Source organism: Streptomyces sp. NPDC101225 (assembly GCF_044767585.1).
In the GTDB taxonomy this organism is placed as follows: Bacteria; Actinomycetota; Actinomycetes; order Streptomycetales; family Streptomycetaceae; genus Streptomyces.
This window is the reverse complement of record NZ_JBIWOE010000013.1, coordinates 14,675-40,423: the sequence shown is the minus strand read 5'-3', so window position 1 is coordinate 40,423 and position 25,749 is coordinate 14,675. Positions and strand designations below refer to the sequence as shown.

The window sequence follows — 25,749 nt, the reverse complement described above, 5'->3', positions numbered from 1 at the left end:
GGCGCACGGGTCAGCTGTGCCCGACGCACGGGTCAGCTGTGCCCGACGATCGCGTGGGGTGCGTACGGCTGCTGGAGCTCCTCGAGTTCCTTGTCGCTCAGCTCCAGCTCGACCGCCGCCACCGCGTCCTCGACGTGGTGCGGCCTGGCAGCGCCGACGATCGGGGCCGCCACCGTGTCCTGGTGCAGCAGCCAGGCCAGGGCGATCCGGGCGCGCGGGACGCCGCGGTCCTCCGCGACGCGGGTCACGGCCTCGACGACGCCACGGTCGCTGTCCAGGTAGAGACGGCTGCCGAAGTTGTCGTTGGCGCTGCGCTCCGTCACGGTGCCCCAGTCGCGGGTGAGCCGGCCGCGCGCGAGCGGGCTCCAGGGCAGGACGCCGACGCCCTGGTCGGCGCAGAGCGGCAGCATCTCGCGCTCCTCCTCGCGGTAGAGGAGGTTGTAGTGGTTCTGCATGGACACGAACGTCGTCCAGCCGTTGCGCTCGGCCGTGTACTGCATCTTGGAGAACTGCCAGGCGAACATCGAACTCGCCCCGATGTAGCGGACCTTGCCCGCCTTCACCAGGTCGTGCAGGGCCTCCATCGTCTCCTCGACCGGGGTGTGCGGGTCGAAGCGGTGGATCTGGTACAGGTCGACGTAGTCGGTGCCGAGCCGGGTCAGGCTGTGGTCGATCTCGGACAGGATCGCCTTGCGGGACAGGCCCGCGCCGTTGGGCCCGGGCCGCATCCGGCCGTTCACCTTCGTGGCGAGGACGATCTCGTCACGGTCGGCGAACTCGCGCAGCACCGTGCCGACGATCTCCTCGCTGGTGCCGTCGGAGTAGACGTTCGCCGTGTCGAAGAAGTTGATCCCGGCCTCCAGCGCCTGCCGGATCAGCGGACGCGAGGCGTCCTCGTCGAGCGTCCACTCGTGCGTGCCGCGGTCGGGCAGCCCGTAGGTCATACAGCCCAGACAGATCCGCGACACGTCGAGGCCCGTCGAACCGAGCTTCACGTACTGCATCGTTGCTGCTCCTGCCTTCGGGATCGGGTATCAGTGGCGAGCGTACGACGTGCCGTCCCGTGCACCCGCGCTTTGCCGTTCCCACTTGACGGCGGGCGGCACCGGACGATTTCATCCAGGGACGTGCCGCCGCGCGCAGCGGGGCATCCAGAGGTGCGCCCAGCCGGTAGCGGACGAGCTCCAAGTCCGGCCCAAGTCGCCAGGACCGACCGGACACCCGGTCCGAGGCGGGGTCGTACCCGCGATTGATGGAGCGGACATGCCCGCCAAGGGTGTCTACCGCGTCGGAGGTCTCGGGACGGCCGTCGGCGCGTGTGTTCTTCTCGTCGCCGGAGTGTCGGCGTGCGGATCCTCCCCCGAGCCGCCGGGGCCGTCGCGCGCTCCCGCGCAGGCGTCCGGGACCTCCGGCCCGCACGCGGCGGCCACCGGCCCGTCGCCGGCGGCCGGGGTGCGCCTCCCGCCCCGCCACGCGGGTTTCGACTACCAGATCGGCGGCGCCTACCCCCCACCGGCGGGCGTCCGCATCGTCAGCCGCGACCGTACGGCGGCGCCGGCTCCCGGCCTCTACAACATCTGCTACGTCAACGCCTTCCAGGCCCAGCCGGACGAGAGCGGCTCCTGGCCCGCCGACCTGCTGCTGCGGGACGCGAAGGGCAAGGTCGTCATCGACGAGGACTGGGGCGAGGCGCTGCTCGACATCCGCACGCCGGCCAAACGCGCACGCGTGGCGGCGCGGGTCGGCGCCTGGATCGACGGCTGCGCGGCCAAGGGCTACGACGCCGTCGAGCCCGACAACTACGACAGCTACACCCGCTCCCGGCACCTGCTGACCGCGGACGACGCCACCGCCTTCATCACGCTCCTGTCGCGGCGCGCGCACGAGCGGCATCTGGCGATCGGGCAGAAGAACACGGTGGAGCTGGCCGGGCTCAGGAAGCGGGCGGGGCTCGACTTCGCGGTGGCCGAGGAGTGCGCCGAGTACGACGAGTGCGGGACGTACGCGAAGGCCTTCGACGACCGGGTCCTGGTGATCGAGTACTCGGACAGCGGGCTGCGCAAGGCCCTGGCGGGCTTCCGGAACCGGCTGAGCATCGTCCGCCGGGACGTGATGGTGTCGACGCCGGGCAGCGCCCACTACGTCCGCAGGGCGGGGTGAGCGCGATGACCGACGGCATGACGCGGCGCGGCCTGCTGGGCGCGGCCTGCGCGGCCTCGGCGGCCGCGGTGAGCGGGTGCGCCGGCGGCGGCCCGGACGGGGGCGGCGCCGACGGCAGGGTGACCGTGGAGCTGTGGCACGGGCAGGCGGACACGGCCCGCAAGGCGCTGGAGCGGCTGGTCGCCGAGTTCAACCGCACGCATCCCGCGATCCATGTCGACGCGGGCGGCGGCGGGGTGCTCGCCGACGCGATGCTGCAGAAGGTGACCGCCGCGCTCGCGGCCGGCTCCTACCCGGACATCGCCTACATCTTCGGCTCGGACCTGGCCAGCGTGGCGCGCTCACCGCGTGTGGTCGACCTGACCGGCGCGATGCGCGAGGGTCCGACGCCGTGGAGCTCGTACTGGAAGCCGGTGCGCGAGGCGGTGACCGTCAACGGCCGGGTGCGGGCGGCGCCCGCGGTGCTCGACTCGCTCGCGGTCGTCTACAACCGCACGCTGTTCCGGCGGGCCGGTGTCCCCTTCCCGAAGACCGGCTGGACCTGGGACGAATTCACCGCCACGGCACGGAAGTTGACCGACTCCGGCCGAGGGGTCTTCGGCACCGGCTGGCCGGGCGTCGGCGACGAGGACACCGTCTGGCGGCTGTGGCCGATGATCTGGGACCTCGGCGGAGAGGTCGTCGCGGCGGACGGCAGGCACATCGGCTTCGCGACGCAGGGCGTACGGGCCCTGGAGACGGTCGCCCGCCTCGCCCGCGACAAGAGCGTGTACGTCGACATGAAGACCGGCAGCGAGCAGATGTACCAGGTCTTCCTCAGCGGCCGCATGGCCATGGTCCCCACCGGGCCCTGGCAGCTGCCCGACATCATCACCGCCGGCATCGACTACGACGTGGTGCCGCTGCCCTCCTACAGCGGGCGGGCGATCACCATCTCGGGGCCGGACACCTGGACGGTGTTCGACAACGGCGGCGCCCGCTCCCGGGCCGCCCGGGAGTTCGTGCGCTGGATGGCGCAACCCGCGCAGGACGTGCGCTGGGACGCCTCGGCGGGCAGCCTGCCGCTGAGCACGGCGACGGCCGCCCGGCCCGAGTGGCGGCGGCACAGTGCCGGCACCACGGGCCTGGACGTGTTCACCGACGCCCTGCGCTCGGCCCGCGTCCGCCCCATCCACGCCGCCTACCCGCAGATCTCCCAGGCGCTCGGCGAGGCCGCCGTCTCCGTCCTGCTCGGCCGGGCCTCCCCGGCGAACGCCGTGCACCGATGCGCCGAGAAGGCCGACGCGGCCCTGCTGATCCCCAGGTGACTTCCCCGGTACGGGAGACCGTCATGTCCACACTGCCCCGCGCCCTCACGCTCGCCCCACCGGCCCCCGCCGTCCCGGCCGCCCGCCGCCGCGCCCGCCGCGAACGGGCCGCCGCCTGGGCCTTCATCAGCCCGTCGGTCGTGGTGATCCTCGGCCTGAGCATCGTGCCCGTCGTCTGGTCGCTGCTGCTGTCGTTCCGCGCGGACGACCTCGTCACGCCCGGCCGCTGGGTGGGCCTCGACAACTACCGCGCCCTCGCCCGGGACCCGGGCTTCCGTACGGCGGTGGGCAACACGCTGCTGTACGCCGCGCTGTACGTCCCGCTCAGCCTGGCCGGCGGTCTCGCCCTCGCGCTGGCCCTCAACCGCCGCATCCGCTTCATCGGGCTGTACCGCACGCTGGTGTTCATCCCCTTCGTGGTGTCGGCGACAGCCCAGGGCGTGCTGTTCTCCTTCATCCTCGACCCGGACTTCGGTGTCGCCAACGCGCTGCTGCACCATCTCGGCGTCTCCAGGCAGGGCTTCCTCTCCGACCCCGGCCAGGCCCTGTACCTGCTGGTCCTGATCTCCCTGTGGAACGGCGTCGGGTTCTGCGTCGTGGTCTATCTCGCCGCCCTTCAGGACGTGCCGCCCGAACTGGTGGAGTCGGCGCGGCTGGACGGCGCCGACCGCCGCCGGATCCTGTGGCACGTCACGCTGCCCGCGCTGAAGCCGGTCACCGTGTTCCTGCTCCTGTGGCAGCTCATCACGGCGCTCCAGGTGTTCGACCTGATCTACGTCACGACCAAGGGCGGCCCGCTCGACTCCACGACCGTCGTCGTCTACTTCGTCTGGCAGCAGGCCTTCCAGCTCTTCACGGCCGGGTACGGGGCGGCCTCGGCGTACGTCCTCGCGGTCGCGCTGCTGCTGGCGGGCGGCGCGCTGCATCTCCTCCGGCGCCGGCCGGGCCGTGCGGAAGGAGCCGCCCGATGAACGCGCGCCGTACGACGGTCGGCTGGCATCTGCTGCTCGCCCCGCTCACGCTGGCCTTCGCGCTGCCGCTGGTGTGGCTGCTGCTGAGTTCGGTGATGTCGGACGCGGAGATCAACCGCTTCCCGCCCGCGCTGTGGCCCGACGGCATCCATCTGGGCGGCTACCGGTACGTGCTGGGCAACGCGATGTTCCCGCGCTGGTTCCTCAACTCCCTGATCGTGTCGACGGTCGCGGTCGCGTCGAACCTCCTGTTCGGCGCCCTCGGCGGGTACGCGTTCGCGCGGATGCGGTTCGGCGGGTCGCGGCTGGTGCTGGGGCTGATGCTGGCGACGATGGTCGTGCCGTTCCAGCTGACGATGATCCCGACCTTCCTGGTGATGAAGTGGCTCGGGCTGATCGACACACTGGGCGCGCTGATCGTGCCGTCGCTGGTGACGCCGTTCGCGGTGTTCCTGTTCCGGCAGTTCTTCCGCTCGCTGCCGCGCGAGATGGAGGAGGCCGCCTGGATCGACGGGTGTTCGCGGCTGCGGGTGCTGTTCTCGATCGTGCTGCCGCTGGCCCGGCCCGCACTCGCCACGGTCGCCGTCCTGACCTTCCTCACCGCGTGGAACGACCTGTCGTGGCCGCTGATCGCCATCAACCACGACACGCAGTACACGCTCCAGCTGGGCCTGACCACCTTCCAGGGCCAGCACCACACCAAGTGGTCCGCGGTGATGGCGGGCAACGTGATCACGGTGCTGCCCGTGCTGATCGCGTTCCTGCTCGCCCAGAAGACGTTCGTCCAGTCGCTCACGTCGAGCGGGATCAAGGGGTGACAGAAGTGTCGTACGACCTGCTGGTGATCGGGGACGTCAACCCCGACGTGGTGCTCGGCCCGGTGAGCGGGCTGGAGTTCGGCCAGCGCGAACAGCTCGTGGACCACGGCCGGCTGGTGCTGGGCGGCTCGGCGGCGATCATGGCGTGCGGGGCGGCCCGTCTGGGGCTGCGGGTCGCCTTCGCGGGGCGGGTCGGCGACGACGCGGCGGGCGCGTTCGCGCGGCAGGCCCTCGCGGCGCGCGGCGTCGACACCGGCCCTCTCGTCGTGGACCCCCGGCTGCCCACGCCGCTCACCGCGATCGTGACCACGGGCGACGGCGACCGCGCGATCCTCACCTCGTCCGGCTGCCTGGCCGCGACGGGACCGCAGGACGTGCCGGCCGAACTGCTCGCCGGGGCACGGCACGTGCACGCCGCCTCCTTCTTCCTGATGCCGCGCCTGGCCCGGTCGCTCGCCGACGTCTTCGCCGAGGCCCGCGCGCACGGGGCGACCACCTCGCTGGACACCAACGACGACCCCGCAGCCCGCTGGGACCGCGCCCCCCTGGAGCGGGTCCTGAAGGTCACGGACGTCCTGCTGCCGAACGCGGCGGAGGCCCGCGCCCTGTCGGGGGTGGCCCAACTGACGGACGCCGCACAGTCGTTGACACGGTACGGCCCGACGGTGGTCGTCAAGGACGGGGCGGACGGCGCCCTCGCCTGCGCCGGCGGGGAGCCGCTGCGCGTGGGGGCGGTCCCCGTCGATCCCGTCGACGCGGTGGGCGCCGGGGACAGTTTCGACGCCGGTTTCGTCGCGGCGCGGCTGCGCGGGCTGGATCTGCGGACGTCCGTCCGGGTCGCGGTCGCCTGCGGTTCGCTGTCGACGCGCGGCCACGGCGGTACGGCGGCGCAGCCCACGTGGGACGAGGCATGTGCCGTCGCCGACCTGAAAGGGACCGAATGAAGATCGCCTTCGTGGGGGCGGGCAGCGTGGTGTTCACGCAGGGCCTGCTGGCGGACCTGTTCGCCTTCCCCGAACTCGCCCACGCCCGTGTCGCGTTGCACGACATCGACCCCGAGCGGCTGGCGACCGCGGAAGGCGCCGCCCGCCACATCGCGCAGGTGCGGGGGGCGAAGCCGGTGATCTCCGCGCACCTGGACCGGCGGGCGGCGCTGGCGGACGCCGACTTCGTCGTCAACATCGTCCAGGTCGGCATGGACGCGGCCACCCGCACCGACTTCGCGGTACCGGCCCGCTACGGCCTGCGCCAGACCATCGGCGACACCCTCGGGATCGGCGGCATCTTCCGGGCGCTGCGGACGTTCCCCGTGCTGCGGGGCATCGCCGAGGACATGGCCGAACTCTGCCCCGACGCACAGCTGTTGAACTACACCAACCCGATGGCGATGAACGTGCTCTATCTGAGCCGTGTCGCCCCGCGGCTGAGGGTCACCGGACTGTGCCACTCGGTGTACTGGACGATGCACGACCTGTCCACCCTGGTGGACGTGCCCTTCGAGGAGGTGAGCTATCTGGCGGCGGGCGTCAACCACCAGGCATGGGTGCTGCGTTTCGAGCGGCAGGGCCAGGACCTGTACCCCCTCCTGGACGAGGCGATCGCCCGCGATCCCGGTCTGCTGCGCCGGGTCCGCGTGGACATGTACCGCAGACTGGGCCACTACCCGACCGAGACGAGCGAGCACTCCTCCGAGTACGTGCCCTGGTATCTGCACCACGACAGCGAGATCGAGCGGCTGCGGCTGCCGGTCGGCGCGTACCTGGAGATCATCAAGGAGAACGCGGCGAGCTACGACCGCACCCGCGACGCCCTCGCGGCGGGCCGCCCGCTGCCGGTGGAGGGCACGATGGAGTACGCCCCGCAGATCATCCACAGCACGGTCACGGGCACGCCGCGCACGGTCTACGGCAACGTCCCCAACCGCGGCCTGATCGGCAACCTGCCCCCCGACGCGGTGGTCGAAGTACCGTGCCTGGCCGACGCGTCGGGCGTCCGGCCGACCCGCGTCGGGGCCCTGCCCCCGCAGTGCGCCGCGCTCAACCGCGCCTACCTCTCCGTCACCGATCTGGTGGTCCGGGCCGCCACCGACGGCGAGCCGCGCCACATCAGGCACGCCGCGATGGCCGACCCGGCGACGGCCGCGGCGCTGCCGGTGGAGCGGATCTGGGACCTGTGCGACGACCTCGTACGGGCTCATGGGGAGCTGCTGCAGCCGGACCTGCGGGCGGAGCTGGGGCACTGACCGGCGGGCGACCGGGCCCGGGCCGCTCGCTCCGCGCCGGCCTCCGGCGCATGGGCGGGCGGGTCCTCAGGCGTGCCGGCGTCAGCCGCGGGCCAGCAGATCCAGCGCCCGCTCCCAGCCGAACTCCGGTCGCGAGCCGTCCTGTCCGGGCTCGCCCGCGTACGGCTCGCCGAACCGCACGCCCATCCCGCGCAGGCGTGTCAGGCTGTCCCGGTAGGCGGGGTGGGCGGCCAACGCCTCGGCCGCGCACGGGAGTACGGCGACCGGGACGCCCAGGCCGTAGCTCTCGCACAGCGTCGCCACCGCCAGGGTGTCGGCCAGACCGGCCGCCCATTTGTTGATCGTGTTGAAGGTGGCGGGCGCGACCACCACGGCGTCCGGCGGCGGAAAGGGCCGTGGATCGCCGGGAGTGCGCCAGGCGGAGCGGATGGGGCGGCCGGTCCGCGCCTGAACGCCGGCGGTGTCGAAGAAGCCGTTCATGGCGACCGGCGTCGCGATGACCCCGGCCTCCCACCCCCGCGCCTGCGCGGCGGTGATCAGCTCGCCGACGTCGGCGGCGATGCCCGCGGCGCAGACGACGACGTAGAGGAAGGGTTTCGCGGCCTGTTCGGTCATCCGGGAACCCTACTGAAGAAGGCCGGACCGTCATTGAAGCGGGAAGGACCGTCCGCGCTCGGCTGCGGGCCGCGGTCCGTGGATGCGGCGTTCCTTCTCCTCGATCGGCACGTCGTTGATGCTGGCCTCGCGGCGGGTCATCAGGCCGTGCTCGTCGAACTCCCAGAGTTCGTTGCCGTAGGCGCGGTACCACTGGCCGTCGGCGTCGTGGCACTCGTACTGGAAGCGGACGGCGATCCGGTGGCCGTCGAAGGCCCACAGGTCCTTGCGCAGCGCGTAGTCCAGTTCGCGCCGCCATTTCGCGGTGAGGAACTCGACGATCTCGGCGCGGCCGGTGACGAAGGTGTCGCGGTTGCGCCAGACCGAGTCCTGCGTGTAGGCGAGCGAGACCTTGTGCGGGTCACGGGTGTTCCAGGCGTCCTCGGCGGCCTGCACCTTCTGTGCGGCCGTCTCTCGGGTGAACGGGGGCAGGGGCGGACGGTCGGCCATGGTTCCTCCTCGACGGGCGGGAAACTGCGGAGAACGTGCGTTCTCCGGTCGGCTGCTACCGTAGGAGAACGCACGTTCTCGCGTCAAGGAGAGGGAGTACGCCCATGGCCGTCATGGACAGCGCGGTCGCCCGTGAGCAGGCACTGGACGCCGCCGAGGAGTTGTTTTACGGGCGGGGCATCCAGTCCGTCGGCATGGACGCCGTCCGGGGTGCCTCGGGCGTCTCCCTCAAGCGGCTCTACCAGCTGTTCCCGGCGAAGGAACTGCTGGTCGAGGCCTACCTGGAACGACGCGACGCGCGCTGGCGCACCCGTCTGGCCGACCATGTGCAGCGGCACGGGGATCCCGAGGAGCGGATCCTCGCCGTCTTCGACTGGCTGGAGCGGTGGTTCGGCGAGGACGGCTTCCGCGGCTGCGCATGGATCAACTCCTACGGCGAACTGGGCGCCACCTCCGAGCGCGTGACGGCCCAAGTGCGCTCACACAAGCGGGCGTTCCGCGCCTACCTCGCCCAACTCGTCGCGGACGCGGGCCTCTCCGGCGCCCTGACCGGACAGCTGTTCCTGCTCGCCGAGGGCGCCATGGTCACCGCGGGCATCACCCGGGAGACCGGGCCGGCACGGGAGGCGCGGGAGGCGGCGCGGGTCCTGCTGCGGGCCGGGTGAGCCGCCCGGTCCGCGGCGGCGCTCGCGGCGGACCGCCTCGGCATCCTCCGCCGGGCCCGGCCGTCCCCGGCGGCGCGGCCGGGGGCGGCCGGCAGCTCAGTCCCCGGACACCGTGATCGCGCCCACCGGGCAGGCCCGTGCCGCCTCCCGGATCATGGGGTCGCCGGCGCCGTCCTCGTGGCCCGGCACCAGCGTGCTGAAGCCGTCGTCGTCCTGGGTGAAGACCTTCGGGGCGGACAGGGCGCACTGGCCCGCGCCGATGCAGGTGTCCTTGTCGATGTCGATGTGCATGGCGTGCGGCCTCTTACCAGGTCACGGGGAGTTCCAGCATCCCCTGGATCGTGTCGCCGGGCTTGAAGGGGATCTCGTCCGCCGCGGCGGCGAGACGCAGCGTGGGCAGCCGGTCGAAGAGGCTGTGCAGGGCGATCTCCAGCTCGGCACGGGCCAGGTTCTGCCCGAGGCACTGGTGGATGCCGAACCCGAACGCCACGTGGTGGCGGGCGGACCGGTGCCAGTCGAGGGTGTCGGGTGCGGGGTAGACGTCCTCGTCGCGGTTGATGACCGAGGTCGCGAAGACCACGCCGTCCCCCGCCCGGATCGTCGTCCCGCCGGCCTCGATGTCCTCCGTCGCCCTGCGCAGCAGCCCGTCGGCGATCGACAGCATGCGCATCAGCTCCTCGACGGCGGCCGGCAGCAGCTCCGGATCGCCGCGCAGCTCGGCCAGCCGCTCCGGGTGCTGGAGGAGGGTGAAGGTGCCCAGGGAGATCATGTTGGCGGTCGTCTCGTGCCCCGCGACCAGCAGGATGGTCGCGAAGGCGATGACGTCCTGGCGGTCCAGCTCCCCCTCGCGCAGCTGCCGGTGGACGAGTTCGTCGAGGACTCCGTCGCCCGGCACCGCCTCCTTCTGCTTGCGGTCGATCAGCTCCTCGAAGTACGCGTCCAGGCGGCGGCGCGCCTCCTCGACGTCCTGGACCTTGGGCCCGCGCAGCAACCGGCGTGACTGGCCCTCGAAGAACTCGTGGTCGGCGTAGGGCACTCCGAGCAGCGCGCAGATCACCATCGACGGCACGGGCAGCGCGAAGGCGCTCACCAGCTCGGCGGGCGGCCCCTGCGCGATCATCGTGTCGAGCAGCTCGTCCACGATCCGCTGGATCCGCGGGCGCAGTTCGACGGCGCGCCGCAGGGTGAAGCTGGGCACCATCATGCGCCGCTGGACACGGTGCTTCGGGTCGTCGACGCCGAGCAGCGCCAGCCTCCGCTCCTTCACCGCCGCGAACCGCTCGGTGGGCGCGGGGAATTCGGGATGGGTGCGGTCGGTCGACAGCCGCTGATCGGCGAGCAGGTCGCGGGCGAGCGCGTGCCCCGTCACCAGCCAGGCCGAACGGCCGTCGTAGAGCGTGACCCGGCTCAGCGGGCGGGTGGCACGCAGGGGCTCGTATGCGGTGGGGGGCTGGTAGGGGCAGGTCCGGTCCTGGGGGAAGGCCACAGGTTCCGTTTCCGGCATGGAAGACCTCGCAGACGAAGAGTGCGTCGTGCAGATCTTCATTAGATGCCCCAGGCATCTATGAGGCGATGAGAAGTTCGGCCAGATCGGTGGTTCGGAGATTCTGGCCGGGGATACTCGCTCAGGCGCCCGACCGCCACCCGCGCCGCGCCGGGCGCCGCCCCCGGGGCAGGGGACGGCGCCGCCGAGTGGCGTGATCACGGCGCCGGGCCTACAGATGGTGGTGGCCCGATACGGACCACCGGTCTGGATGATTCGCGGGCACGCCGGTGTTGATGGACGGTACCGGCCTGCAAGGACTCGACGATGGGACAGAAGTCATGCCTCTTGAGGGTGCGTACGAACCCAGCCCGGAGCAGTGGGTGCGCGACCAGGTGGAGCTGTACGAGAGCTCCGGCGGCACGAAGGGGACGACCCTGTTGGACACCGGGCTGCCCGTGATCGTGCTCACGAGCCGCGGTGCCAGGAGCGGCAAGATCCGCAAGACACCGCTGATGCGTGTCGAGCACGACGGGCGGTACGCGGTGGTCGCCTCCCAGGGCGGCGCGCCCAAGCACCCCACCTGGTACCACAACCTCAAGGGTGATCCCCATGTGGAGCTCCAGGACGGTCCGTCGAAGCAGGACATGACGGCGCGTGAGCTCACCGGCTCGGAGAGGGACCAGTGGTGGAAGCGTGCGGTGGCGGCGTATCCGCCCTACGCCGACTACCAGCGCAAGACCGACCGGCAGATCCCGGTCTTCGTCCTCGAACCGGCGGCGTAGCGACCGGTTCGCGGACCGGTGCGCAAAAAATCTTCGTCCGCGTGCGCATGAACCCGGTGTCCCGGGGCACGCGTGCGTCAGGCCCCGCCGCGTTCCCCCGTCGCGGCGGGGCTTTCCCGTGCCTCACCGGCCGGCCGGTCGGTGATGTCGAGGAAGATCTGGTCCGCCTCGGCCACGTGCCTCGCCAGGGACCGCTTGATGCGCACCGCGACCTCCTCGACCTGTTCGCTGTCCAGCCCCGGCACCAGGTCGACACGGGCGGCGACCAGGGCCGTGTCGAGGCCCGTCTTCATCGTGAACAGGGCCTCCACGCTGTCGATCTCGGGCTCCCCGGCCAGCAGGGAGCGGATCCGGTCCGCCGTCTCGGGGTCCGCGGACTCCCCGATCAGCTGGTCCCGTGCCTCGCGGCCCAGGCGGTAGGCGACGTAGACGAGCAGCGCGCCGATCGCGAACGAGGCCGACGCCTCGTACACCACCTTCCCGGTGACCATGTGCAGCGCCATGCCGGCGGCGGCCAGCGTCACGCCGAGCACCGCGGTGCCGTCCTCGGCGACCACCGTGCGCAGTGCGGGGTCGCGCATACCGGCCGCGCCGCCCTGGCGGCGCACCTGGTGCAGGGCCCGCAGCAGGGAGGCGCCCTCGGCCGCGAACGCGACGCCGAGCACGATCAGGCCCGCCACATAGCCGCTGAACTTCTCGTCGGCGCCGTTCTTGAGGGCCTCGGCGCCCTGGAAGACGGAGAAGCAGCCGCCCATGACGAAGATGCCGACCGCCGCGAGGAGCGACCAGAAGAACCGCTCCTTGCCGTAGCCGAAGGGATGCCGCCGATCGGCCGGGCGCCGGCTGCGGCGCAGCGCCGCCAGCAGGAAGACCTCGTTGAGGCTGTCGGCAACGGAGTGCGCCGCCTCCGACAGCAGCGCGGGCGAGCCGGCGAGCAGGCCGCCGACGGCCTTGGCGACCGCGATCAGCAGGTTGGCGGTGAGCGCCACCAGCACGGTGACGCGCGTCCTGCGGTCCTTCTTGGAGTTCGAGGATGTCCCACTCACCTTCGCCGAATGCCCCTGTCCTGCGTGATCACACCGTGCGCGCGGCGGAAATCGGGGAACGCGTAGCTCACGGGGACACGCGACGCAGGGAGGAACGATGGGAGGCGGGGCCAACGGCTCCTACGGCCACGAGGCGTTCCGGCGGTCCAGGAGCCACTTCACCGACCGGGTGACGGCGGACGGCCGGGACGGGTGGCCGGTGCGGGCCGGCCGCTACCGGCTGGTGGTCAGCCGGGCCTGTCCGTGGGCGAGCCGCGCGCTGGTCGCGCGCCGGCTGCTGGGCCTGGAGGACGCGCTGTCCCCGGCCGTCGCCGATCCCGTCCAGGACGACCGCAGCCGGCGCTTCACCCTGGACCCGGACGGCCGCGACCCGGTCCTCGGCATCCGCTTCCTGAGCGAGGCGTACGACCGGCGGGAGACCGGCCACCCGGGCGGGGTGAGCGTGCCGGCCCTCGTCGACGTCCCCAGCGGCGAACTGGTCGGCAACGACTACCGGCAGCTGACCCTCGACCTCGCCACCGAGTGGGCCTCCCTGCACCGCGACGGGGCTCCCGACCTGTACCCGCACGAGCGGCGCGACGAGATCGACGCGGTGATGGCGGACGTCCACGAGGACGTCGACGACGGTGTGCACCGGACGGGTTTCGCCACCGGCCAGAAGGAGTACGAGCACGCCTGCACGGCTGTCTACCAGCGCCTGGAGCTGCTGTCGCGTCGTCTGGAGGGACAGCGCTATCTTGTCGGCGGCACGATCACCGAGGCGGACATCCGGCTGTTCACCACCTTGGTCCGCTTCGACGTCGTCTCCACCAGACGCCCGGGTTCGGTGACACCGTCGACTTCGATCACATCAAACGGCACTACTACCAGGTCCACACCGGCATCAACCCGACCGGGATCGTCCCCGTCGGACCGGAGCTGTCCGGCTGGCTCGCGCCCCACTTCCGGGAGGAGCTGGGCGGGCGTCCGTTCGGTGACGGGACACCACCGGGGCCCGTGCCCGCGGGCGAGGAGATCGCGGCCGAAGGGCGGCCCCGAGCGATGAAGGAGAAAGACGTGGCGAAGACGAAGAAGAAGATGAAACTGCCTCTGGCCTACAAGCCGCTGGGGTTCGTCATGGGCTGGACGAGTGGAGCCCTCGCCGGCCTCGTCTTCCGCAAGACGTGGATGGCGCTGCGGCACGAGGAGGACGCGCCCGACGCCCTGGACCGGGACCGCGGCTGGGGCGAGATCCTGCTCGCGGCGGCGGTCCAGGGCGCGCTGTTCGCCGTGGTGCGCAGCGCGGTGGACCGCACGGGCGCGAAGGCCATCGAGCGCTCGACGGGCGTCTGGCCGGCCGCCGACCCGGGCGGCCGGGACTGACGGACCCGGGCCGCCGGGGCTGACGCCCGAGCGGGCCGTCAGCCCTGCTTGGGCGCCCTCGGCGTGGCGCGGAGCAGGGAGAAGGAGTGGCCGGCCGGGTCGGCGTACCCGCGCATCTCGAACGGCCCGGTCGCGTCCTTCGTCTCCAGCGGGCGCCCGCCGAGCTCCACCACCTTGCGCTCCGCCGCGTCCAGGTCCGCCACCACGAAGTCCAGGTGCGCCTGGAGGGAGTTCTCGGGGCGCGGCCAGCTCGGCGGGGTCGCGTTCGCATCACGGCGGAAGGCCATCCGGATGCCGTCGGCGCCCCTGATCTCCACGCGGTTGACGCTCACGTCCGTCTGCTCGGCCTCCAGCAGTTCCCCGTAGAACACCGCGAGCTTCTCGGGCTCGGCGCAGTCGAGCACCACGAAGCCCGCTTCCACCAGTGGCATGTCTCCTCCGTACGGTTCGGGCGCGGGGCGTCCTGCGCCGCCGCTCGGTACCTTGGCGGATATCCCCGTCCGGGCGTTTCAGTCGCCGACCGGCCGCTCCCCCGTCCGCGCCGTCGTCACCGGGGGCCGGCGCCGTGCTCCTGCCCGGTCTCCGCCAGCCGCGCCGCCGCCGCGCTCAGCAGCAGGTCCAGGGCGGCCGGGTAGGAGCTGCGGTTCATGTCGGTCACGAGATGGTGCGCCGTGGCGGCGATGTGCGGGTGGGTCTCGGCGGGCAGCCGGGCGTACGTCGCCCTCCACACGGCCGTCTCCGCCTCCCGGGCCGCCTTCGGCAGGGCGACGCTCGCCGAGTCGAGGGCGCCGAAGGCCAGGGACTGGTCGACGAAGGCGTGGTAGATGCGGACCGCGTCGGGGTCGGGGAAGCCGGCGTCCCGCAGCACGCCGAGGATGGTCTCCACGGCCTGGATCTCGTGGACGCGCCCGGTCACCCGGTAGGAGCTCAGGACCGCCGCGCGGGGATGCGCGAGGGCGCCCGCGTGCATGCGCAGGCCCAGGTCGCGCAGGTCGGCGCGCCAGTCGCCGGTGGGGCGCCAGGTGCGCAGCGTACGGCCGATCAGCTCGTCGGTGACGGCGAGCATCAGATCGTCGGTGTGCCGGAAGTAGCGGTAGAGGGAGCTGGGGTCGGCGCCGAGGGCGCGGCCGAGGCGGCGCACCGACAGGGCCTCCGCGCCGTGTTCCTCGATCAGCCGCAGGGCGGTGGCGACGATCAGCTCCTCGGAGAGGACGACGCCCTGCTTGGTGGGGCGTCTGCGCCGGCGTGCATCGGGTGGGACGACGCGCTCGCTCATGGTCCGCCTCCCTCGGTCCGGTGGTCCGCCACCTTATGACAACACCGTTGACCTGTTAAGGCCCCGGGCAGTTTCATGTGCGGTCACCGGGGCCGACCAGGGCCCCTCGGTGCGAGCGGAGAACCGGCCATGTCCGATCAGCCCTTCGGTGCACAACCACCAGCGCGGCCCGTGCTGCGCAAGTCCCTCGGCGTGCTGGACGGCATCGCCATCGCCGCCTCCAGTACGGCCGCGACCACCAGCATCGGCATCGGCCTGGGGGTCACGGCCGGTGTGGTGGGCCTGCATCTGCCGGCCGTCATGCTGCTGGCGTTCCTGCCCGTCCTCGGCATAGCGGGCGCCTTCTCCCGGCTGAACCGGGTGGAGCCGAACGCGGGCAACGGCTATGTCTGGGTGGGCCGTTCACTCAGCCCGTGGCTCGGCTTCATGGTCGGCTGGGTGAACATCGTGGCGACGCTGGCGTTCCTCGCGTACACCACCGCGGTCACCGGGTCGGCGCTCATCCAGCTCGCCGGGGAGGCCGGGCTGCACCGGGTGGGCGGCCTGGCCCTGGACGCGGGCTCGACCGCGCAGACCACGGCGGTCGGCATCCTCGTCCTCGTGGCGGTCACGCTGACGGCCGTCACGGGCATCAGGACCGCGGCCCGGCTGCAGACCTGGCTGCTGGTCTTCGAGTACCTCGTCCTGCTCGGGTTCTGCGGCTACGGCATCGTCACCGGCCCGCACGCCTTCAGCCTGAGCTGGTTCGACCCGTTCGCGATCCCGTCGGCGTCCGCGCTCGCGCAGGGGCTGCTGCTGTCGGTGTTCTGCTACTGGGGCTTCGAGGCCGCGTTCAGTGTCAACGAGGAGGTGCGCGATCCCCGGGACGCCTCCCGGGCCGGGCTGATCACCCTGGTCACCATGCTGACGCTGTTCCTGATCGGCTCGGTCGCCTTCCAGCGGGTGCTGTCGGAGCAGGAGCTGGCCGGACACGGCGCCCAGGGGCTGGCCTTCTTCGGCGACCGGCTGGCCGCACAGCCGCTGGCGGCACTCCCCCTCGTGGCGCTGATGTTCTCCGCCGTGGCCTCCCTGCAGGCCGGGGTCATCCCGACGGCCCGCGGGATGTTCGCGATGAGCCGGGACCGCACCCTCGGCCCCGTCTGGTCCCGGGTCAGCCGCCGCTACGGCACTCCCGCCGCCGGGACGCTGCTGATCGGCGGGCTGGCGACGGCGATCGCCGCACTCGCCCTCGTCATCCCGCGGCTCGCGGACATGATCATGGCGACGGTGAGCGCGGTGGGCATCGTGGTCGCCCTGTCCTACGCGCTCACGGCGCTCGCCGCGGCCGTCCGCTTCCGCACGCTGCTGCGCGAGAGCCCGCGGGAGGGCGTCCGGGCGGTGGTGCTGCCCACGCTCAGCGCCCTGGCGCTGCTCGGGCTCGGCGGCTACCTCGGCTGGTCCTTCTACCGCTCGGCCGACCATCTCGAACTCCGGGCGGACAACGGCTGGTTCCTGCTGCTCACTCCGCTGGTGATGATCGCCTCCGGCTTCGTGGCCGCCGGCTGGGCCAAGTGGGTGCGCAGGTCGCCGTACTTCCGCACGGGCGACGGCACCGACGCCGACGCTCCGCAGCTGCTCCCCACCGCCCCGTAGGAACCTCCGGCCGCAGAGCGCCGGCAACGGTCCCCCAGCCCACCAGGAAACGGAACATGCACGCAGATCTCCTCTTCACCGGCGGCCCGGTCCTCACCCCCGAGGGCCGCACCGCCACCGCCGTGGCCGTCACCGGCGACCGCATCACCGCCGTCGGGCACGACGAGGTCCACCAGCTCGCCGGGCCGCGGACCCACGTGGTGGACCTGGCCGGGCGGTTGCTGCTGCCGGGCTTCCAGGACGCGCACGTCCATCCCGTCCCGGCCGGCCTCGAACTCTCCCAGTGCGATCTGACCGGGACCCGGACGGCCGCGGAGACGGTCGCCGCGGTCCGGGCCTACGCCGAGGCGCGGCCCGAGCGGGAGTGGATCCTCGGTGGCGGCTGGTCCATGGAGGCCTTCGAGGGCGGTACGCCGACGAAGGAGCTCCTGGACGCGGCCGTGCCCGACCGGCCGGTCTATCTGCCCAACCGGGACCACCACGGCGCCTGGGCCAACAGCCGGGCCCTGGAGCTGGCGGGCATCGGCCGTGACACCCCGGACCCCGCCGACGGGCGGATCGAGCGGAACGCGGCGGGCGAGCCGAGCGGCACGCTGCAGGAGGGCGCGATGCGGCTGGTGGGGCGATTGGCCCCGCCGGCCACCGCGGCCGACCGGCTGGCGGCGCTGCTGCACGCGCAGCGGCATCTGCACGCCCTCGGCATCACGGCCTGGCAGGACGCGCTCGTCGGGGACTTCCTCGGCATGGACGATCCGGCCACCGCGTATCTGACGGCGGCGCGCGACGGCTCGCTGACCGCGCGGGTCCGCGGGGCGCTGTGGTGGGACCGGGAGCGCGGGGCCGAGCAGATCCCCGAACTCGCCGAGAAACGGGAGGTGTTGAGCCACGGCCGGTTCCGCGCCGGCACGGTGAAACTGATGCTGGACGGGGTCGCCGAGAACGGCACGGCCGCGCTGCTCGACCCGTACCTGGACCGGTGCGGCTGCGCCACCGCCAACCGCGGCAAGAGCTTCATCGACGCGGGCCGACTCCCGCAGTACGTGACCGAGTTGGACGCACTCGGCTTCCAATGCCACTTCCACGCGCTGGGCGACCGGGCCGTACGCGACGCGCTGGACGCGATCGGGGCGGCGCGGGCGGCGAACGGACCGAGCGACACCCGGCCGCATCTGGCGCACCTTCAGGTCGTGCACCCCGACGACGTGCCGCGGTTCGCCCTTCTGGGCGCCACGGCGAACATCCAGCCCCTGTGGGCCGCGCACGAGCCGCAGATGGACGAGCTGACCATCCCCTTCCTGGGGGCCGAACGGGCGGGGTGGCAGTACCCGTTCGGCGCGCTGCTGCGCTCCGGGGCCCGGCTGGCGGCGGGCAGCGACTGGCCGGTCAGCAGCCCCGATCCGCTCCAGGGCATCCATGTCGCGGTCAATCGCCTGGCACCCGACGGCGCAGCAGCCCCGGTGTTCCTGCCCGGCGAACGGCTGTCCCTCACCGAGGCGTTGACCGCGTACACCGCGGGGTCGGCCCATGTGAACCACCTGGACGAAACCGGCCAGGTCCGGACCGGTGCGCTGGCGGATCTGGTGGTACTGGACCGCGACCCGTTCTCGGCCCCCGCGGAGGAGCTCGCCCGGACGGGCGTCGCGCTCACCTGTGTGGGAGGGGAGGTAGTGTACGCAGCCCATGAGGCATAAGCAGTAACGGACATCACGGCGAGGTCACGCGTAGATCATTTACGCTCTGGGAAGCCTCGTATCGCTTCTCGGTTCAACTTACGGCCATAGAAGCTGAGTTCGAGTGCACGGTTGGCCATGTCGGCCACCCGTCCGCAGGGCCCGGGGGGACTCTGCATCGCCGTCTCCCGGAAGGAATCGCATGCCTCAGGCCGTCACGTTCGACCTCCCCCCCACGACACCCCCGTCAGCAGACGTCCGGAGTGCCCCGAGGAGTGCCGTCCGCGCCGGACAAGCGGGCCCCGAGTGCTCCCTGACCGGCGCGGCCGAGGCCGCGACGGGAGCGCTCGTCCCGCAGTAGGGGCGCTTCGGCAAGGGCGGACCGTTCCGGGAAGGCCGGCGGAGTCGAGGACGGCTCCGCCGTGTCCGAGCGGCTCGCCGCGTTCAAGGACCGAGCGGGCACAGGGCGGTTCGGCCCGAAGGGCAGCCGGGCGATCCGCTCCGCGTCCTCGTTCGCCGGCACAGCAGCCGTGTCCCTCACGGTCGTTCGCAGCAGGACGACCCCCGGCCGCCCACGTGGGCCCGCCTGTTCGGCGAGGCCGTCGCGACAGGTGCAGAAGATTCCCGGACCCGACCCGCCGACGACCACGGCAGGTCGATTCCGTTGCCAGAAACACAGCTTGATGGGAGACCGGTGTGAAATCCCGAGTCGCAGGTGCCGTGTCGAAGACGTCCTCGGACGGCTCGCTCCCGGCGCGGCCGAGCGCCCAGCTCCGGTCCACGGAGGCGGCGGGCAGCCTGGCGCGCCTCCTGGTGGAACGCGTCAAGGGCAGCACGGAGCAGTACCGAAGGCATCAGAACGCCGCTCAACAGCGGCTCGACGCACTCAGATCCCCCCACTCCGGCACCTCGCTGCAGGTGGAGGGAGCGCTGCATCTGGCACGGCCGGCGTTCCTCCCGCCCGACGAGGAGGGCGCCGCCAGGCTGGAGCGCCTCGACGCCGGCCTGCGCGTGATCGAAGCGGCCTTCCCCCAGGTCGGCACCGATGCCGAGGTGTGCCGGCTGACCTGCACGATGCTGGAAGGGGCCTGGCGGAGCCGCGCACTCACCCCGCCCCGCGAGCAGGAGCGGACGGCCGCCTGCGCCTGCCCGCTGTGCCGTCGGCTGCCCGCACCCCCCGCACGCACGCCCGGCGACTACGACTGGCGGCAGAGCGCCGGTCGTCCCCTCACCGTCAAGACCTGGCCCTACCGCCGGGAACTCGACAGCGTGCTGACCGGTGGATGGTCCTGGACCCGGCAGATGAACGACCTCGAACGGGACCTGGGCCACCGCCACCGCTTCGAGGACGACATCCTCGTCTTCCACGAATACAAGCGCGTGATCGACACCATCGACACCACGCGCCTCACTCGGCACGTCGAGGACCGCCTGGCCGAGAATTTCAGCATCAACAGCGCACGGGCCCTGGTCTCCGGACTCTTCGCCGCCCATAAGCGATCCGTCGACGAGTACTGGCTCCAGCAGCACCAGACGGGCGGCGTCGTGCTCCCTCAGGCCAACCCACTCGGCCAGAGCACCTACTCCGTCCTGCAGATGCTCGACTGCCTGTTCTGGCACGTCGCGCCCGACAGCGAACTCTGGCAGGAGGAGAACCTCGCCTCGCTGCTGCTGTGCCGCGTCATCGACGACATGGCCGACGTACGGGCCGACGCCCTCACCGGCGAGATCAGCAACTTCTGGCTCGCCGACATGCCCGGCCACACCAAGGCGCTCTACGCCGCCTGTGCCATAGCCCTCGTCAAGTACGGCTGCATGCCCGAGGCGCACCGCCCGATGTGGAACACCTGGCTGATGACCACCACCATCGTCTGGATGGGGCTGACGGGCCGCCACGCCCTGTGGTTCGACGGCATCACCCAAGGCATCCCACCGGCCGAGGGATGCGCGCTGTGCGACCTGCAGCCGAACCCGTGCAGCGGCATCCTCACCCACGGCACCAGCCTCACCATCGCTCCGCGGCCCACCGTGGAGGCGCTCAGCGCGGGGACCGCCGAGCTGTCCGCACGCTGCCGGGACCAGTTCCCCCGGACCTGGCCCCTCTTCGACGCCGAGCTCCATGCCTTCGAGGCACTGCACGGCCCCTGGCAGGGCAACGTCGACAGCACGTGGGAGATCTTGCGCCGCACCTACATCGCCGCCGTGGAGGCATCGAGGGCATCGGCGTCCCCGGCCCGCGCCCGTGCAGTCCAGCAGGACGCCGGCGTCGTCGGATCCGAGAGGTTCGCCACCCTGCACGACCCCGGCACCGGGAGGGAGGACACCACACTGCTCGCCTACATGTTCGGCTGCGCCCACCCGCACTTCCTCTGGAACGCCACGGGATACCGTCCCACGGGCGTCACGGGCGACTGGCTCGACGGCTGATGCCTCCACCGTGCGGCCGGGCCTCCGGGGGCCCGCGCGACGCGGAAGGCGCCCGGTGAACGGCCTGCCGGAGGCATGAGAAGACGTCGCTGCCCGGCCGGGGGCGCCGGCCGGGCAGCGACGGTGTCAGACGGAGAACTCGACCGGCAGGCTGTCCAGCCGGGACTCCCAGGTGGAGGCGGTCGAGGACAGCTCCTCCGACGGCACGGCCAGGCGCAGGCCCGGCAGCCGGTGCAGCAGGACGTCCACGCCGATCTCGATGATGGACTGGCCGATGTTCTGCCCCGGGCACTCGTGCGGTCCCGCGCTGAACGCCAGGTGCGACTGGTTGCCCTGCACGACGACGGCCGAGTCGGGCCGCACCTCCGGGTCGAGGTTGCCGGCCGCCAGGCCCAGGACGAGCAGTTCTCCCTCCTGGATGTGATGGCCGCCGAGCTCCAGGTCGGAGGCCGCGAACCGGCCCGGCAGCACGGCCAGCGGCGGGGTGTCCCACATGACCTCCTCCACCACCGAGGAGACGTTCAGCTGCCCGCCAACCAGACCGGACAGCCGGGCGGCGTCGGTGAGGATCAGCTGCAGGACACGGGCCAGCAGATTGCTGGTGGTCGTGTGGGCGGCGATCAGGACCAGGCGCAGATGGCTGACGACCTCGTCGTGGTCGAGGCCGGCCGGGTGCTCCAGCAGGGCCGTGGCGAAGTCGGCGCCCGGCTCGGCCCGCTTGCGCTCGGCGAGTTGCGCGAGGATCTGCATGATCCGGTCGTTGTGCTCGAGGGCGCCCTCCCCGCCCTTGAAGACCTGGGCGCAGGACTCCACCAGGCGCAGCCCGTCCGCCGTGGGAAGGCCCAGGATCCGGGTGAGCACGAGCATCGGCAGGTGCTCGGTGTAGTCGGCCACCAGGTCGGCGCGCCCGGCGTCGGCGAACGCGTCGATCTGCTTGTTCGCGAAGAACGTGGCGTGTCGCCGCACGCCGCGGCTGGACGCCGCCAGCAGCCCGTCGGTGACCGCGCCGCGCAGCCGGCGGTGCGGTTCGCCGTCCTGGGAGACGCAGTCGGGCCGCCAGCCGACCATCGGGATCAGCGGTGACGTCTCGGAAACACGCCCCTCCCGCCAGTCCCGCCAGATCCGCGCGTCCCGGCTGAACTGGCGTGGATTGTCGAGCACCCGCCGGTTGTCGCGGTAGCCGAGCACCAGCCAGGCGGGGACGTCGCCCTCGAGCAGGACCGGCGCCACGGACCCGTGCTCCTTGCGCAGCCGCTCGTAGATGCCGAGCGGGTCCGTCGACGCCTCCGGCCCGAACAGCCGGGTGAGGTCGGCGTCGCCGTGGGCGACGGGGCAGCCGCCCGGGGTGTCGGGGCCGTTTAAGGGCTGGGCGTTCATCGGGACTCCAGTGCGACGGCCGATCGGTCCTTCAGATGGTGGATCAGCGCGACGAGTACGTCGCGGCTGGACGCCCGGTCGCGGGCGTCGCAGGCCACGACCGGGATGTGTTCGGGGATGTCGAGGGCGTCGCGGATCTCCTCGACCGGGTAGTCCTTGGAGTCGGGGAAGACGTTCAGGGCGACGACGAACGGCACGTTCTGCCGCTCCATCTCCTCGATCGCCCGGAAACTGGAGGCCAGACGCCGGGTGTCGACGAGGACCACCGCGCCGAGCGCCCCCTTGAACAGGCCGTTCCACAGGAACCAGAAGCGTTCCTGCCCCGGCGTCCCGAAGAGGTACAGCATCAGGCTGTCGTTGAGGCTGATCTTGCCGAAGTCCAGGCTGACGGTCGTCTCCGTCTTGTCCGCGACGCCGATGAGATGGTCGACGTCGGCGCTGGCCTGGGTGAGCGTCTCCTCGGTGGTCAGCGGCTTGATGTCGCTGACCGAGCGGACCATGGTGGTCTTCCCCGTGCCGAAGCCGCCGGCGATCATCACCTTCACCGAGCGGGTTCCCCCGGCGGCCGGGCGGCCGGGATGGTCAAAGCCGTTCAAGTCCACTGAGTACCTCCTCAAGGAGCGCGAGGTCGGGCCCGCGACCGGCGTCGTGCGCCGGGATGGGATCACGGGCTTCGACGCGGCCTGCCTCGAGCAGATCCGCCAGCAGCACCGCGAGAATGTTGAAGGGCAATCCGAGGTGGGCGCCGAGTTCGGCCACCGACAGCGGATCGCGGCAGCGCCGGACGATCTCCTCGTGCTCGTGCTGCATGCCCGGTGCGGGCGCGGTCGCGGAGACGATGAGGGTCGCGACGTCGAGGCTCGACGCCGAACCGCCCGGTCCGCTGCGTCCGCCCGTGAGGACGTAGTACCGCTCGAGACCGGACGGGTCGGTGGGCCGGCGGGGAGCACTCATCCAGAGTGCTCCTCCAGGCGCGGAGTGGTGCCGAGGAGCTCCCCCATCCTGCGGGCCAGATCCCTCATCTGGTGTCCGAGCAGTCCCTGGTCGAGGCCTTCCCGGGCAAGGACCCCGAGATAGGTCTCCACACCGGCGCGTACGACGAAGAGGTGGCCGCCGTCGACCTCGATCATGGCCAGCCTGAGCTGCCCCGCGTATTTGGGGAACTGCTCGGCGACCGGCTGGGCCAGTGCCTGCAGCCCGGCCACCACCGCGGCGAACCGGTCGACGTCGTCGGGGTCTTCGGCGCCGAAGGAGGTGATGGCCTTGCCGTCACTGGAGGCCACGAGCGCGAAGCGGATCTCGGGGATGGACTCGACCAGGTCGCGGAGCGCCCAGCTCACGTCGGTTCCCTGTTGCGTCATGAGGACTAGTCGCTCTCTTCAGTGCGGTGCTCGGTGGACTCGGGCCCGGCGGGCGCCGTCTCCTCCGTGATGGTCTCCGTGGCGGCTTCCGGGCCGGCCTCCGCGCCGGGCGTACGGCCGGCGGTGGCGAAGGCGGCGAGGCCGGTGAACGAGGCGTCCGGGGGGATGGTGGAGACGGTGGTCTCCTCGGTCCGCTCGGAGTGCTCGGCCGACTGGTGCCGCACCGGATCGTTCCGCCTGCTGCGGCGCCGGGGCAGCCCGCCCGGCGTGGTGTCCACCGCTTCGGAGGGGTCGGTCACGGGCTCGACGGACGCCGCCGTGAACACCGGTGCGGCCGCGGCGTGCTGGGCCGCCGGGCTCGCCGCGGTGGCCGTCGTGGGCGCCGTGGCCCCCGTGGCCGCGGGCAGCGGACTGAAGTACTTGTGGGGAACCACGATCACCACCGAGGTGCCGAGCCAGGGCGAGTCGGCGAACGTGACGCGGATGCCGTAGCGGCGGGCGAGCGCGCCGACGACACGCAGACCGATGTTGGCGTCCTCGGAGATGCCGCCGATGCCCGGCCCGGCGGCGGTGCCGGTCAGGGCCTCCTCGGCCTCACGCTTCTTCTCCTCGCTCAGGCCCTTGCCGGAGTCCTGGATCTCGATGCCGACGCCGTTGGGCACCTCCTTGCCGGAGACGAGCACGGGCTCGCTGGGCGGCGAGTAGCGTGCGGCGTTGTCCAGGAGCTGCGAGAAGATCAGCGTCAGATGGTCCACCAGACCGCCGTCGACGCCGAGTTCGGGCAGGTGGCGGACCTCGATGCGGTGGAAGTCCTTGATCCGGCCGATGCCGCCGCGGACCACGCTCAGCAGGCGCTGCGGCTCCTGCCACTGGCGTCCGGGCCGGTCCGAGCCGCCGAGCACGCCGATGCTGGCGGCGAGCGAGTCGGCGGGGCCGAGCTCCTGGTCGAGTTGCATCAGGCCCTGGGCGACGGCCGGCAGCCGGCCGTGCTCGCCCTGCATCTCGTGCAGCCGGCCGCGGAGCTTGCTGGTCAGGACGTGGATGCGGTTGCCGATGCTGATGACGGCCTGTTCGGCGGAGGTCGAGCGGTTGAACTCCTCCTCGACACCGATGAGGGCGGTGCGCAGCACCTTGCGCAGATCGGCCTGGAGGTCGGCGCCGACCTTGGCGCACTGGTTGGGCTCGGGCAGCAGGTCGTCGATGGCGTCGCCGGCGCGCAGCTGCTTCAGCGCGTCGGGCAGCTGCTCGTTCGCGAGGCGGGCCACGGCGTCCTGCTGGTGGGCCAGTTGCTCCTGCCAGCCGTCGGCCTGCTCGGCCAGCCGCGCCTCGTGGGAGGCGGCCTGCTCAGCCAGCCGCTCCTCGAACGTCCGGCTCTGCTCGGCGAGTTGGGCCTCGTACGACGAGCCCTGCTCGGCGAGGCGGGCCTCGTAGGCGTCGGACTGGTCGGTGAGCTGGGCCTCCAGCGAACCGCGCTCGGCGGTGAACTTACGCTCCAGGACCGCGACATGCTGCTGCCACTGCTGAGAGTGCTCGGCCTGCGAGGAGCGGAAGGAGCCCTCGGTGCGGCTCAGCTGCGTGCGGGTGCGGATCAGCAGCCGTACACATACGGCGCTCGCGGCGGTGGCTGCTACACCGGCGACGCCGGCGGCTATTCGCTCGGAGCTCATGAACGTCGCGGCAACCGTCCCGCCTCCTAAGGCCAGTGGCATCAGCCACCAGCTGTACCAGGCGACAGGGGCCCGCGCCGCCGGCGGCGGAGTGGCGAGTTCCATCTGCATCCTTACAAGCGACACGTTCGAACAAGGGGGTGTGCAAGGGGGAAGGGCACTTCATGCATACGCACGGCGGGACGACGGACGGCGGTCGCGTCAACTCGCAGCGCCGTAGGGGAGCTTATCGGGTTTGACGTCGAAAGGATCAACCTCGTCCACGCTGCGGAAGTGAGGGTTCCATCACTCTCAGCCAGCGGCCCACACATCGACAAATACCTTTGCAGACCGAAGCACTTGTCGTGCGATGACAAGAGCCGGCTCCATACCTGTGCGCCGCTGATAGGCCCTGAG

The 25,749-nt window shown here is 72.0% G+C and carries 25 protein-coding genes and 1 pseudogene; 13 read left to right on the top strand and 13 right to left on the bottom strand.

From position 1 onward, the window contains the following. Positions 1–32 precede the first annotated feature (32 nt). Positions 33–1,004: an aldo/keto reductase gene (locus ACIRPX_RS20005; RefSeq protein ID WP_404196051.1), complete on the bottom strand. Its 972-nt coding sequence runs from the start codon at positions 1,002–1,004 to the stop codon at positions 33–35. A 259-nt stretch (positions 1,005–1,263) separates the two neighbouring features. Between ACIRPX_RS20005 and ACIRPX_RS20000 the strand changes: the two genes are divergently transcribed. From ACIRPX_RS20000 to ACIRPX_RS19975, 6 genes are read left to right on the top strand one after another with little or no spacing between them, the layout of a single operon-like run. Continuing rightward, positions 1,264–2,160, top strand: a complete 897-nt coding sequence (locus ACIRPX_RS20000; RefSeq protein ID WP_404196048.1) for an endo alpha-1,4 polygalactosaminidase — start codon at positions 1,264–1,266, stop codon at positions 2,158–2,160. Between the two features lie 5 nt (positions 2,161–2,165). Further along, positions 2,166–3,467, top strand: a complete 1,302-nt coding sequence (locus ACIRPX_RS19995) for an ABC transporter substrate-binding protein (protein ID WP_404196045.1) — start codon at positions 2,166–2,168, stop codon at positions 3,465–3,467. 23 nt (positions 3,468–3,490) lie between these two features. Beyond that, positions 3,491–4,438, top strand: a complete 948-nt coding sequence (locus ACIRPX_RS19990) for a carbohydrate ABC transporter permease (protein WP_404196042.1) — start codon at positions 3,491–3,493, stop codon at positions 4,436–4,438. Then, entirely contained in the window at positions 4,435–5,256 is an 822-nt protein-coding gene (locus ACIRPX_RS19985; RefSeq protein ID WP_404196039.1) for a carbohydrate ABC transporter permease, read from the top strand. The genes ACIRPX_RS19990 and ACIRPX_RS19985 overlap by 4 nt, the downstream gene beginning before the upstream one ends. After that, positions 5,253–6,200, top strand: coding sequence for a carbohydrate kinase family protein (locus ACIRPX_RS19980; RefSeq protein WP_404196037.1), 948 nt, complete (start codon positions 5,253–5,255; stop codon positions 6,198–6,200). Before ACIRPX_RS19985 ends, ACIRPX_RS19980 begins: the two co-directional genes overlap by 4 nt. Then, entirely contained in the window at positions 6,197–7,498 is a 1,302-nt protein-coding gene (locus ACIRPX_RS19975; protein ID WP_404196034.1) for an alpha-glucosidase/alpha-galactosidase, read from the top strand. Before ACIRPX_RS19980 ends, ACIRPX_RS19975 begins: the two co-directional genes overlap by 4 nt. Positions 7,499–7,579: 81 nt before the next feature. Here ACIRPX_RS19975 and ACIRPX_RS19970 read toward each other — a convergent pair whose 3' ends face one another. Together ACIRPX_RS19970 and ACIRPX_RS19965 are read right to left on the bottom strand one after the other, a co-directional pair. Beyond that, positions 7,580–8,113 carry a flavoprotein gene (locus ACIRPX_RS19970; protein ID WP_404196031.1) on the bottom strand — a complete coding sequence of 178 codons (534 nt, stop codon included), beginning with the start codon at positions 8,111–8,113 and terminating at the stop codon, positions 7,580–7,582. A gap of 30 nt (positions 8,114–8,143) precedes the next feature. Then, positions 8,144–8,602, bottom strand: a complete 459-nt coding sequence (locus ACIRPX_RS19965) for a nuclear transport factor 2 family protein (RefSeq protein WP_404196029.1) — start codon at positions 8,600–8,602, stop codon at positions 8,144–8,146. Between the two features lie 113 nt (positions 8,603–8,715). Here ACIRPX_RS19965 and ACIRPX_RS19960 point away from each other — a divergent pair, with 113 nt between their 5' ends. Further along, entirely contained in the window at positions 8,716–9,267 is a 552-nt protein-coding gene (locus ACIRPX_RS19960) for a TetR/AcrR family transcriptional regulator (RefSeq protein ID WP_404196383.1), read from the top strand. Between the two features lie 96 nt (positions 9,268–9,363). Here the strand turns inward: ACIRPX_RS19960 and ACIRPX_RS19955 are convergent, their stop codons facing one another. Together ACIRPX_RS19955 and ACIRPX_RS19950 are read right to left on the bottom strand one after the other, a co-directional pair. Beyond that, a complete protein-coding gene (locus tag ACIRPX_RS19955; protein ID WP_404196026.1) occupies positions 9,364–9,558 on the bottom strand; it encodes a ferredoxin in 195 nt (64 codons plus the stop codon). Between the two features lie 13 nt (positions 9,559–9,571). After that, on the bottom strand, positions 9,572–10,771 hold the full coding sequence (locus ACIRPX_RS19950; RefSeq protein WP_404196024.1) for a cytochrome P450: 1,200 nt from the start codon (positions 10,769–10,771) through the stop codon (positions 9,572–9,574). Positions 10,772–11,091: 320 nt separating this feature from the next. Between ACIRPX_RS19950 and ACIRPX_RS19945 the strand changes: the two genes are divergently transcribed. After that, positions 11,092–11,535, top strand: coding sequence for a nitroreductase family deazaflavin-dependent oxidoreductase (locus ACIRPX_RS19945; protein WP_404196021.1), 444 nt, complete (start codon positions 11,092–11,094; stop codon positions 11,533–11,535). A 77-nt stretch (positions 11,536–11,612) separates the two neighbouring features. On the opposite strand, the gene ACIRPX_RS19940 is transcribed toward ACIRPX_RS19945, so the two are convergent. Beyond that, complete coding sequence (locus tag ACIRPX_RS19940) at positions 11,613–12,581, bottom strand: cation diffusion facilitator family transporter (protein WP_404196018.1); 969 nt, start codon at positions 12,579–12,581, stop codon at positions 11,613–11,615. Between the two features lie 97 nt (positions 12,582–12,678). On the opposite strand from ACIRPX_RS19940, the pseudogene ACIRPX_RS19935 reads away from it, so the two are divergent. Both ACIRPX_RS19935 and ACIRPX_RS19930 read left to right on the top strand, forming a co-directional pair. Next, a pseudogene (locus ACIRPX_RS19935) lies at positions 12,679–13,616 on the top strand (glutathione S-transferase C-terminal domain-containing protein); the annotation flags it as partial. Between the two features lie 42 nt (positions 13,617–13,658). After that, positions 13,659–13,943, top strand: coding sequence for a DUF4235 domain-containing protein (locus ACIRPX_RS19930; RefSeq protein WP_404196380.1), 285 nt, complete (start codon positions 13,659–13,661; stop codon positions 13,941–13,943). 38 nt (positions 13,944–13,981) lie between these two features. Here the strand turns inward: ACIRPX_RS19930 and ACIRPX_RS19925 are convergent, their stop codons facing one another. Continuing rightward, positions 13,982–14,374, bottom strand: a complete 393-nt coding sequence (locus tag ACIRPX_RS19925) for a VOC family protein (RefSeq protein ID WP_404196016.1) — start codon at positions 14,372–14,374, stop codon at positions 13,982–13,984. 116 nt (positions 14,375–14,490) lie between these two features. Next, positions 14,491–15,219, bottom strand: a complete 729-nt coding sequence (locus ACIRPX_RS19920; RefSeq protein WP_404196013.1) for a TetR/AcrR family transcriptional regulator — start codon at positions 15,217–15,219, stop codon at positions 14,491–14,493. Between the two features lie 129 nt (positions 15,220–15,348). Here ACIRPX_RS19920 and ACIRPX_RS19915 point away from each other — a divergent pair, with 129 nt between their 5' ends. From ACIRPX_RS19915 to ACIRPX_RS19905, 3 genes are all read left to right on the top strand, one after another. Continuing rightward, positions 15,349–16,851 carry an APC family permease gene (locus tag ACIRPX_RS19915; protein ID WP_404196010.1) on the top strand — a complete coding sequence of 501 codons (1,503 nt, stop codon included), beginning with the start codon at positions 15,349–15,351 and terminating at the stop codon, positions 16,849–16,851. A gap of 56 nt (positions 16,852–16,907) precedes the next feature. Further along, positions 16,908–18,542: an amidohydrolase gene (locus ACIRPX_RS19910; RefSeq protein WP_404196007.1), complete on the top strand. Its 1,635-nt coding sequence runs from the start codon at positions 16,908–16,910 to the stop codon at positions 18,540–18,542. 699 nt (positions 18,543–19,241) lie between these two features. Beyond that, positions 19,242–20,948, top strand: a complete 1,707-nt coding sequence (locus tag ACIRPX_RS19905) for a hypothetical protein (protein WP_404196004.1) — start codon at positions 19,242–19,244, stop codon at positions 20,946–20,948. 126 nt (positions 20,949–21,074) lie between these two features. Here the strand turns inward: ACIRPX_RS19905 and ACIRPX_RS19900 are convergent, their stop codons facing one another. The 5 genes from ACIRPX_RS19900 to ACIRPX_RS19880 are packed head-to-tail and all read right to left on the bottom strand — an operon-like array spanning position 21,075 to position 25,458. Continuing rightward, positions 21,075–22,325, bottom strand: a complete 1,251-nt coding sequence (locus ACIRPX_RS19900) for a cytochrome P450 (RefSeq protein ID WP_404196001.1) — start codon at positions 22,323–22,325, stop codon at positions 21,075–21,077. Beyond that, the gene (locus ACIRPX_RS19895) at positions 22,322–22,927 is read right to left on the bottom strand and encodes an ATP/GTP-binding protein (RefSeq protein WP_384267465.1); all 606 of its coding nucleotides are present in this window, start codon (positions 22,925–22,927) and stop codon (positions 22,322–22,324) included. The genes ACIRPX_RS19900 and ACIRPX_RS19895 overlap by 4 nt, the downstream gene beginning before the upstream one ends. Further along, positions 22,908–23,279 carry a DUF742 domain-containing protein gene (locus tag ACIRPX_RS19890; protein ID WP_384267462.1) on the bottom strand — a complete coding sequence of 124 codons (372 nt, stop codon included), beginning with the start codon at positions 23,277–23,279 and terminating at the stop codon, positions 22,908–22,910. Before ACIRPX_RS19890 ends, ACIRPX_RS19895 begins: the two co-directional genes overlap by 20 nt. Next, positions 23,276–23,686: a roadblock/LC7 domain-containing protein gene (locus ACIRPX_RS19885; protein WP_030043913.1), complete on the bottom strand. Its 411-nt coding sequence runs from the start codon at positions 23,684–23,686 to the stop codon at positions 23,276–23,278. The genes ACIRPX_RS19890 and ACIRPX_RS19885 overlap by 4 nt, the downstream gene beginning before the upstream one ends. Before the next feature lie 5 nt (positions 23,687–23,691). Then, positions 23,692–25,458, bottom strand: coding sequence for an ATP-binding protein (locus tag ACIRPX_RS19880; protein ID WP_404195997.1), 1,767 nt, complete (start codon positions 25,456–25,458; stop codon positions 23,692–23,694). Between the last annotated feature and the right edge of the window lie 291 nt (positions 25,459–25,749).

Excerpts from the sequence above, each read along its gene's own strand:
- ACIRPX_RS20005 (WP_404196051.1), bottom strand. The coding sequence starts at position 1,004 with ATGCAGTACGTGAAGCTCGGTTCGACGGGCCTCGACGTGTCGCGGATC.
- ACIRPX_RS20000 (WP_404196048.1), top strand. The coding sequence starts at position 1,264 with ATGCCCGCCAAGGGTGTCTACCGCGTCGGAGGTCTCGGGACGGCCGTC.
- ACIRPX_RS19995 (WP_404196045.1), top strand. The coding sequence starts at position 2,166 with ATGACCGACGGCATGACGCGGCGCGGCCTGCTGGGCGCGGCCTGCGCG.
- ACIRPX_RS19990 (WP_404196042.1), top strand. The coding sequence starts at position 3,491 with ATGTCCACACTGCCCCGCGCCCTCACGCTCGCCCCACCGGCCCCCGCC.
- ACIRPX_RS19985 (WP_404196039.1), top strand. The coding sequence starts at position 4,435 with ATGAACGCGCGCCGTACGACGGTCGGCTGGCATCTGCTGCTCGCCCCG.
- ACIRPX_RS19975 (WP_404196034.1), top strand. The coding sequence starts at position 6,197 with ATGAAGATCGCCTTCGTGGGGGCGGGCAGCGTGGTGTTCACGCAGGGC.
- ACIRPX_RS19970 (WP_404196031.1), bottom strand. The coding sequence starts at position 8,113 with ATGACCGAACAGGCCGCGAAACCCTTCCTCTACGTCGTCGTCTGCGCC.
- ACIRPX_RS19965 (WP_404196029.1), bottom strand. The coding sequence starts at position 8,602 with ATGGCCGACCGTCCGCCCCTGCCCCCGTTCACCCGAGAGACGGCCGCA.
- ACIRPX_RS19960 (WP_404196383.1), top strand. The coding sequence starts at position 8,716 with ATGGACAGCGCGGTCGCCCGTGAGCAGGCACTGGACGCCGCCGAGGAG.
- ACIRPX_RS19955 (WP_404196026.1), bottom strand. The coding sequence starts at position 9,558 with ATGCACATCGACATCGACAAGGACACCTGCATCGGCGCGGGCCAGTGC.
- ACIRPX_RS19950 (WP_404196024.1), bottom strand. The coding sequence starts at position 10,771 with ATGCCGGAAACGGAACCTGTGGCCTTCCCCCAGGACCGGACCTGCCCC.
- ACIRPX_RS19945 (WP_404196021.1), top strand. The coding sequence starts at position 11,092 with ATGCCTCTTGAGGGTGCGTACGAACCCAGCCCGGAGCAGTGGGTGCGC.
- ACIRPX_RS19930 (WP_404196380.1), top strand. The coding sequence starts at position 13,659 with ATGAAACTGCCTCTGGCCTACAAGCCGCTGGGGTTCGTCATGGGCTGG.
- ACIRPX_RS19925 (WP_404196016.1), bottom strand. The coding sequence starts at position 14,374 with ATGCCACTGGTGGAAGCGGGCTTCGTGGTGCTCGACTGCGCCGAGCCC.
- ACIRPX_RS19920 (WP_404196013.1), bottom strand. The coding sequence starts at position 15,219 with ATGAGCGAGCGCGTCGTCCCACCCGATGCACGCCGGCGCAGACGCCCC.
- ACIRPX_RS19915 (WP_404196010.1), top strand. The coding sequence starts at position 15,349 with ATGTCCGATCAGCCCTTCGGTGCACAACCACCAGCGCGGCCCGTGCTG.
- ACIRPX_RS19910 (WP_404196007.1), top strand. The coding sequence starts at position 16,908 with ATGCACGCAGATCTCCTCTTCACCGGCGGCCCGGTCCTCACCCCCGAG.
- ACIRPX_RS19900 (WP_404196001.1), bottom strand. The coding sequence starts at position 22,325 with ATGAACGCCCAGCCCTTAAACGGCCCCGACACCCCGGGCGGCTGCCCC.
- ACIRPX_RS19890 (WP_384267462.1), bottom strand. The coding sequence starts at position 23,279 with ATGAGTGCTCCCCGCCGGCCCACCGACCCGTCCGGTCTCGAGCGGTAC.
- ACIRPX_RS19885 (WP_030043913.1), bottom strand. The coding sequence starts at position 23,686 with ATGACGCAACAGGGAACCGACGTGAGCTGGGCGCTCCGCGACCTGGTC.
- ACIRPX_RS19880 (WP_404195997.1), bottom strand. The coding sequence starts at position 25,458 with ATGGAACTCGCCACTCCGCCGCCGGCGGCGCGGGCCCCTGTCGCCTGG.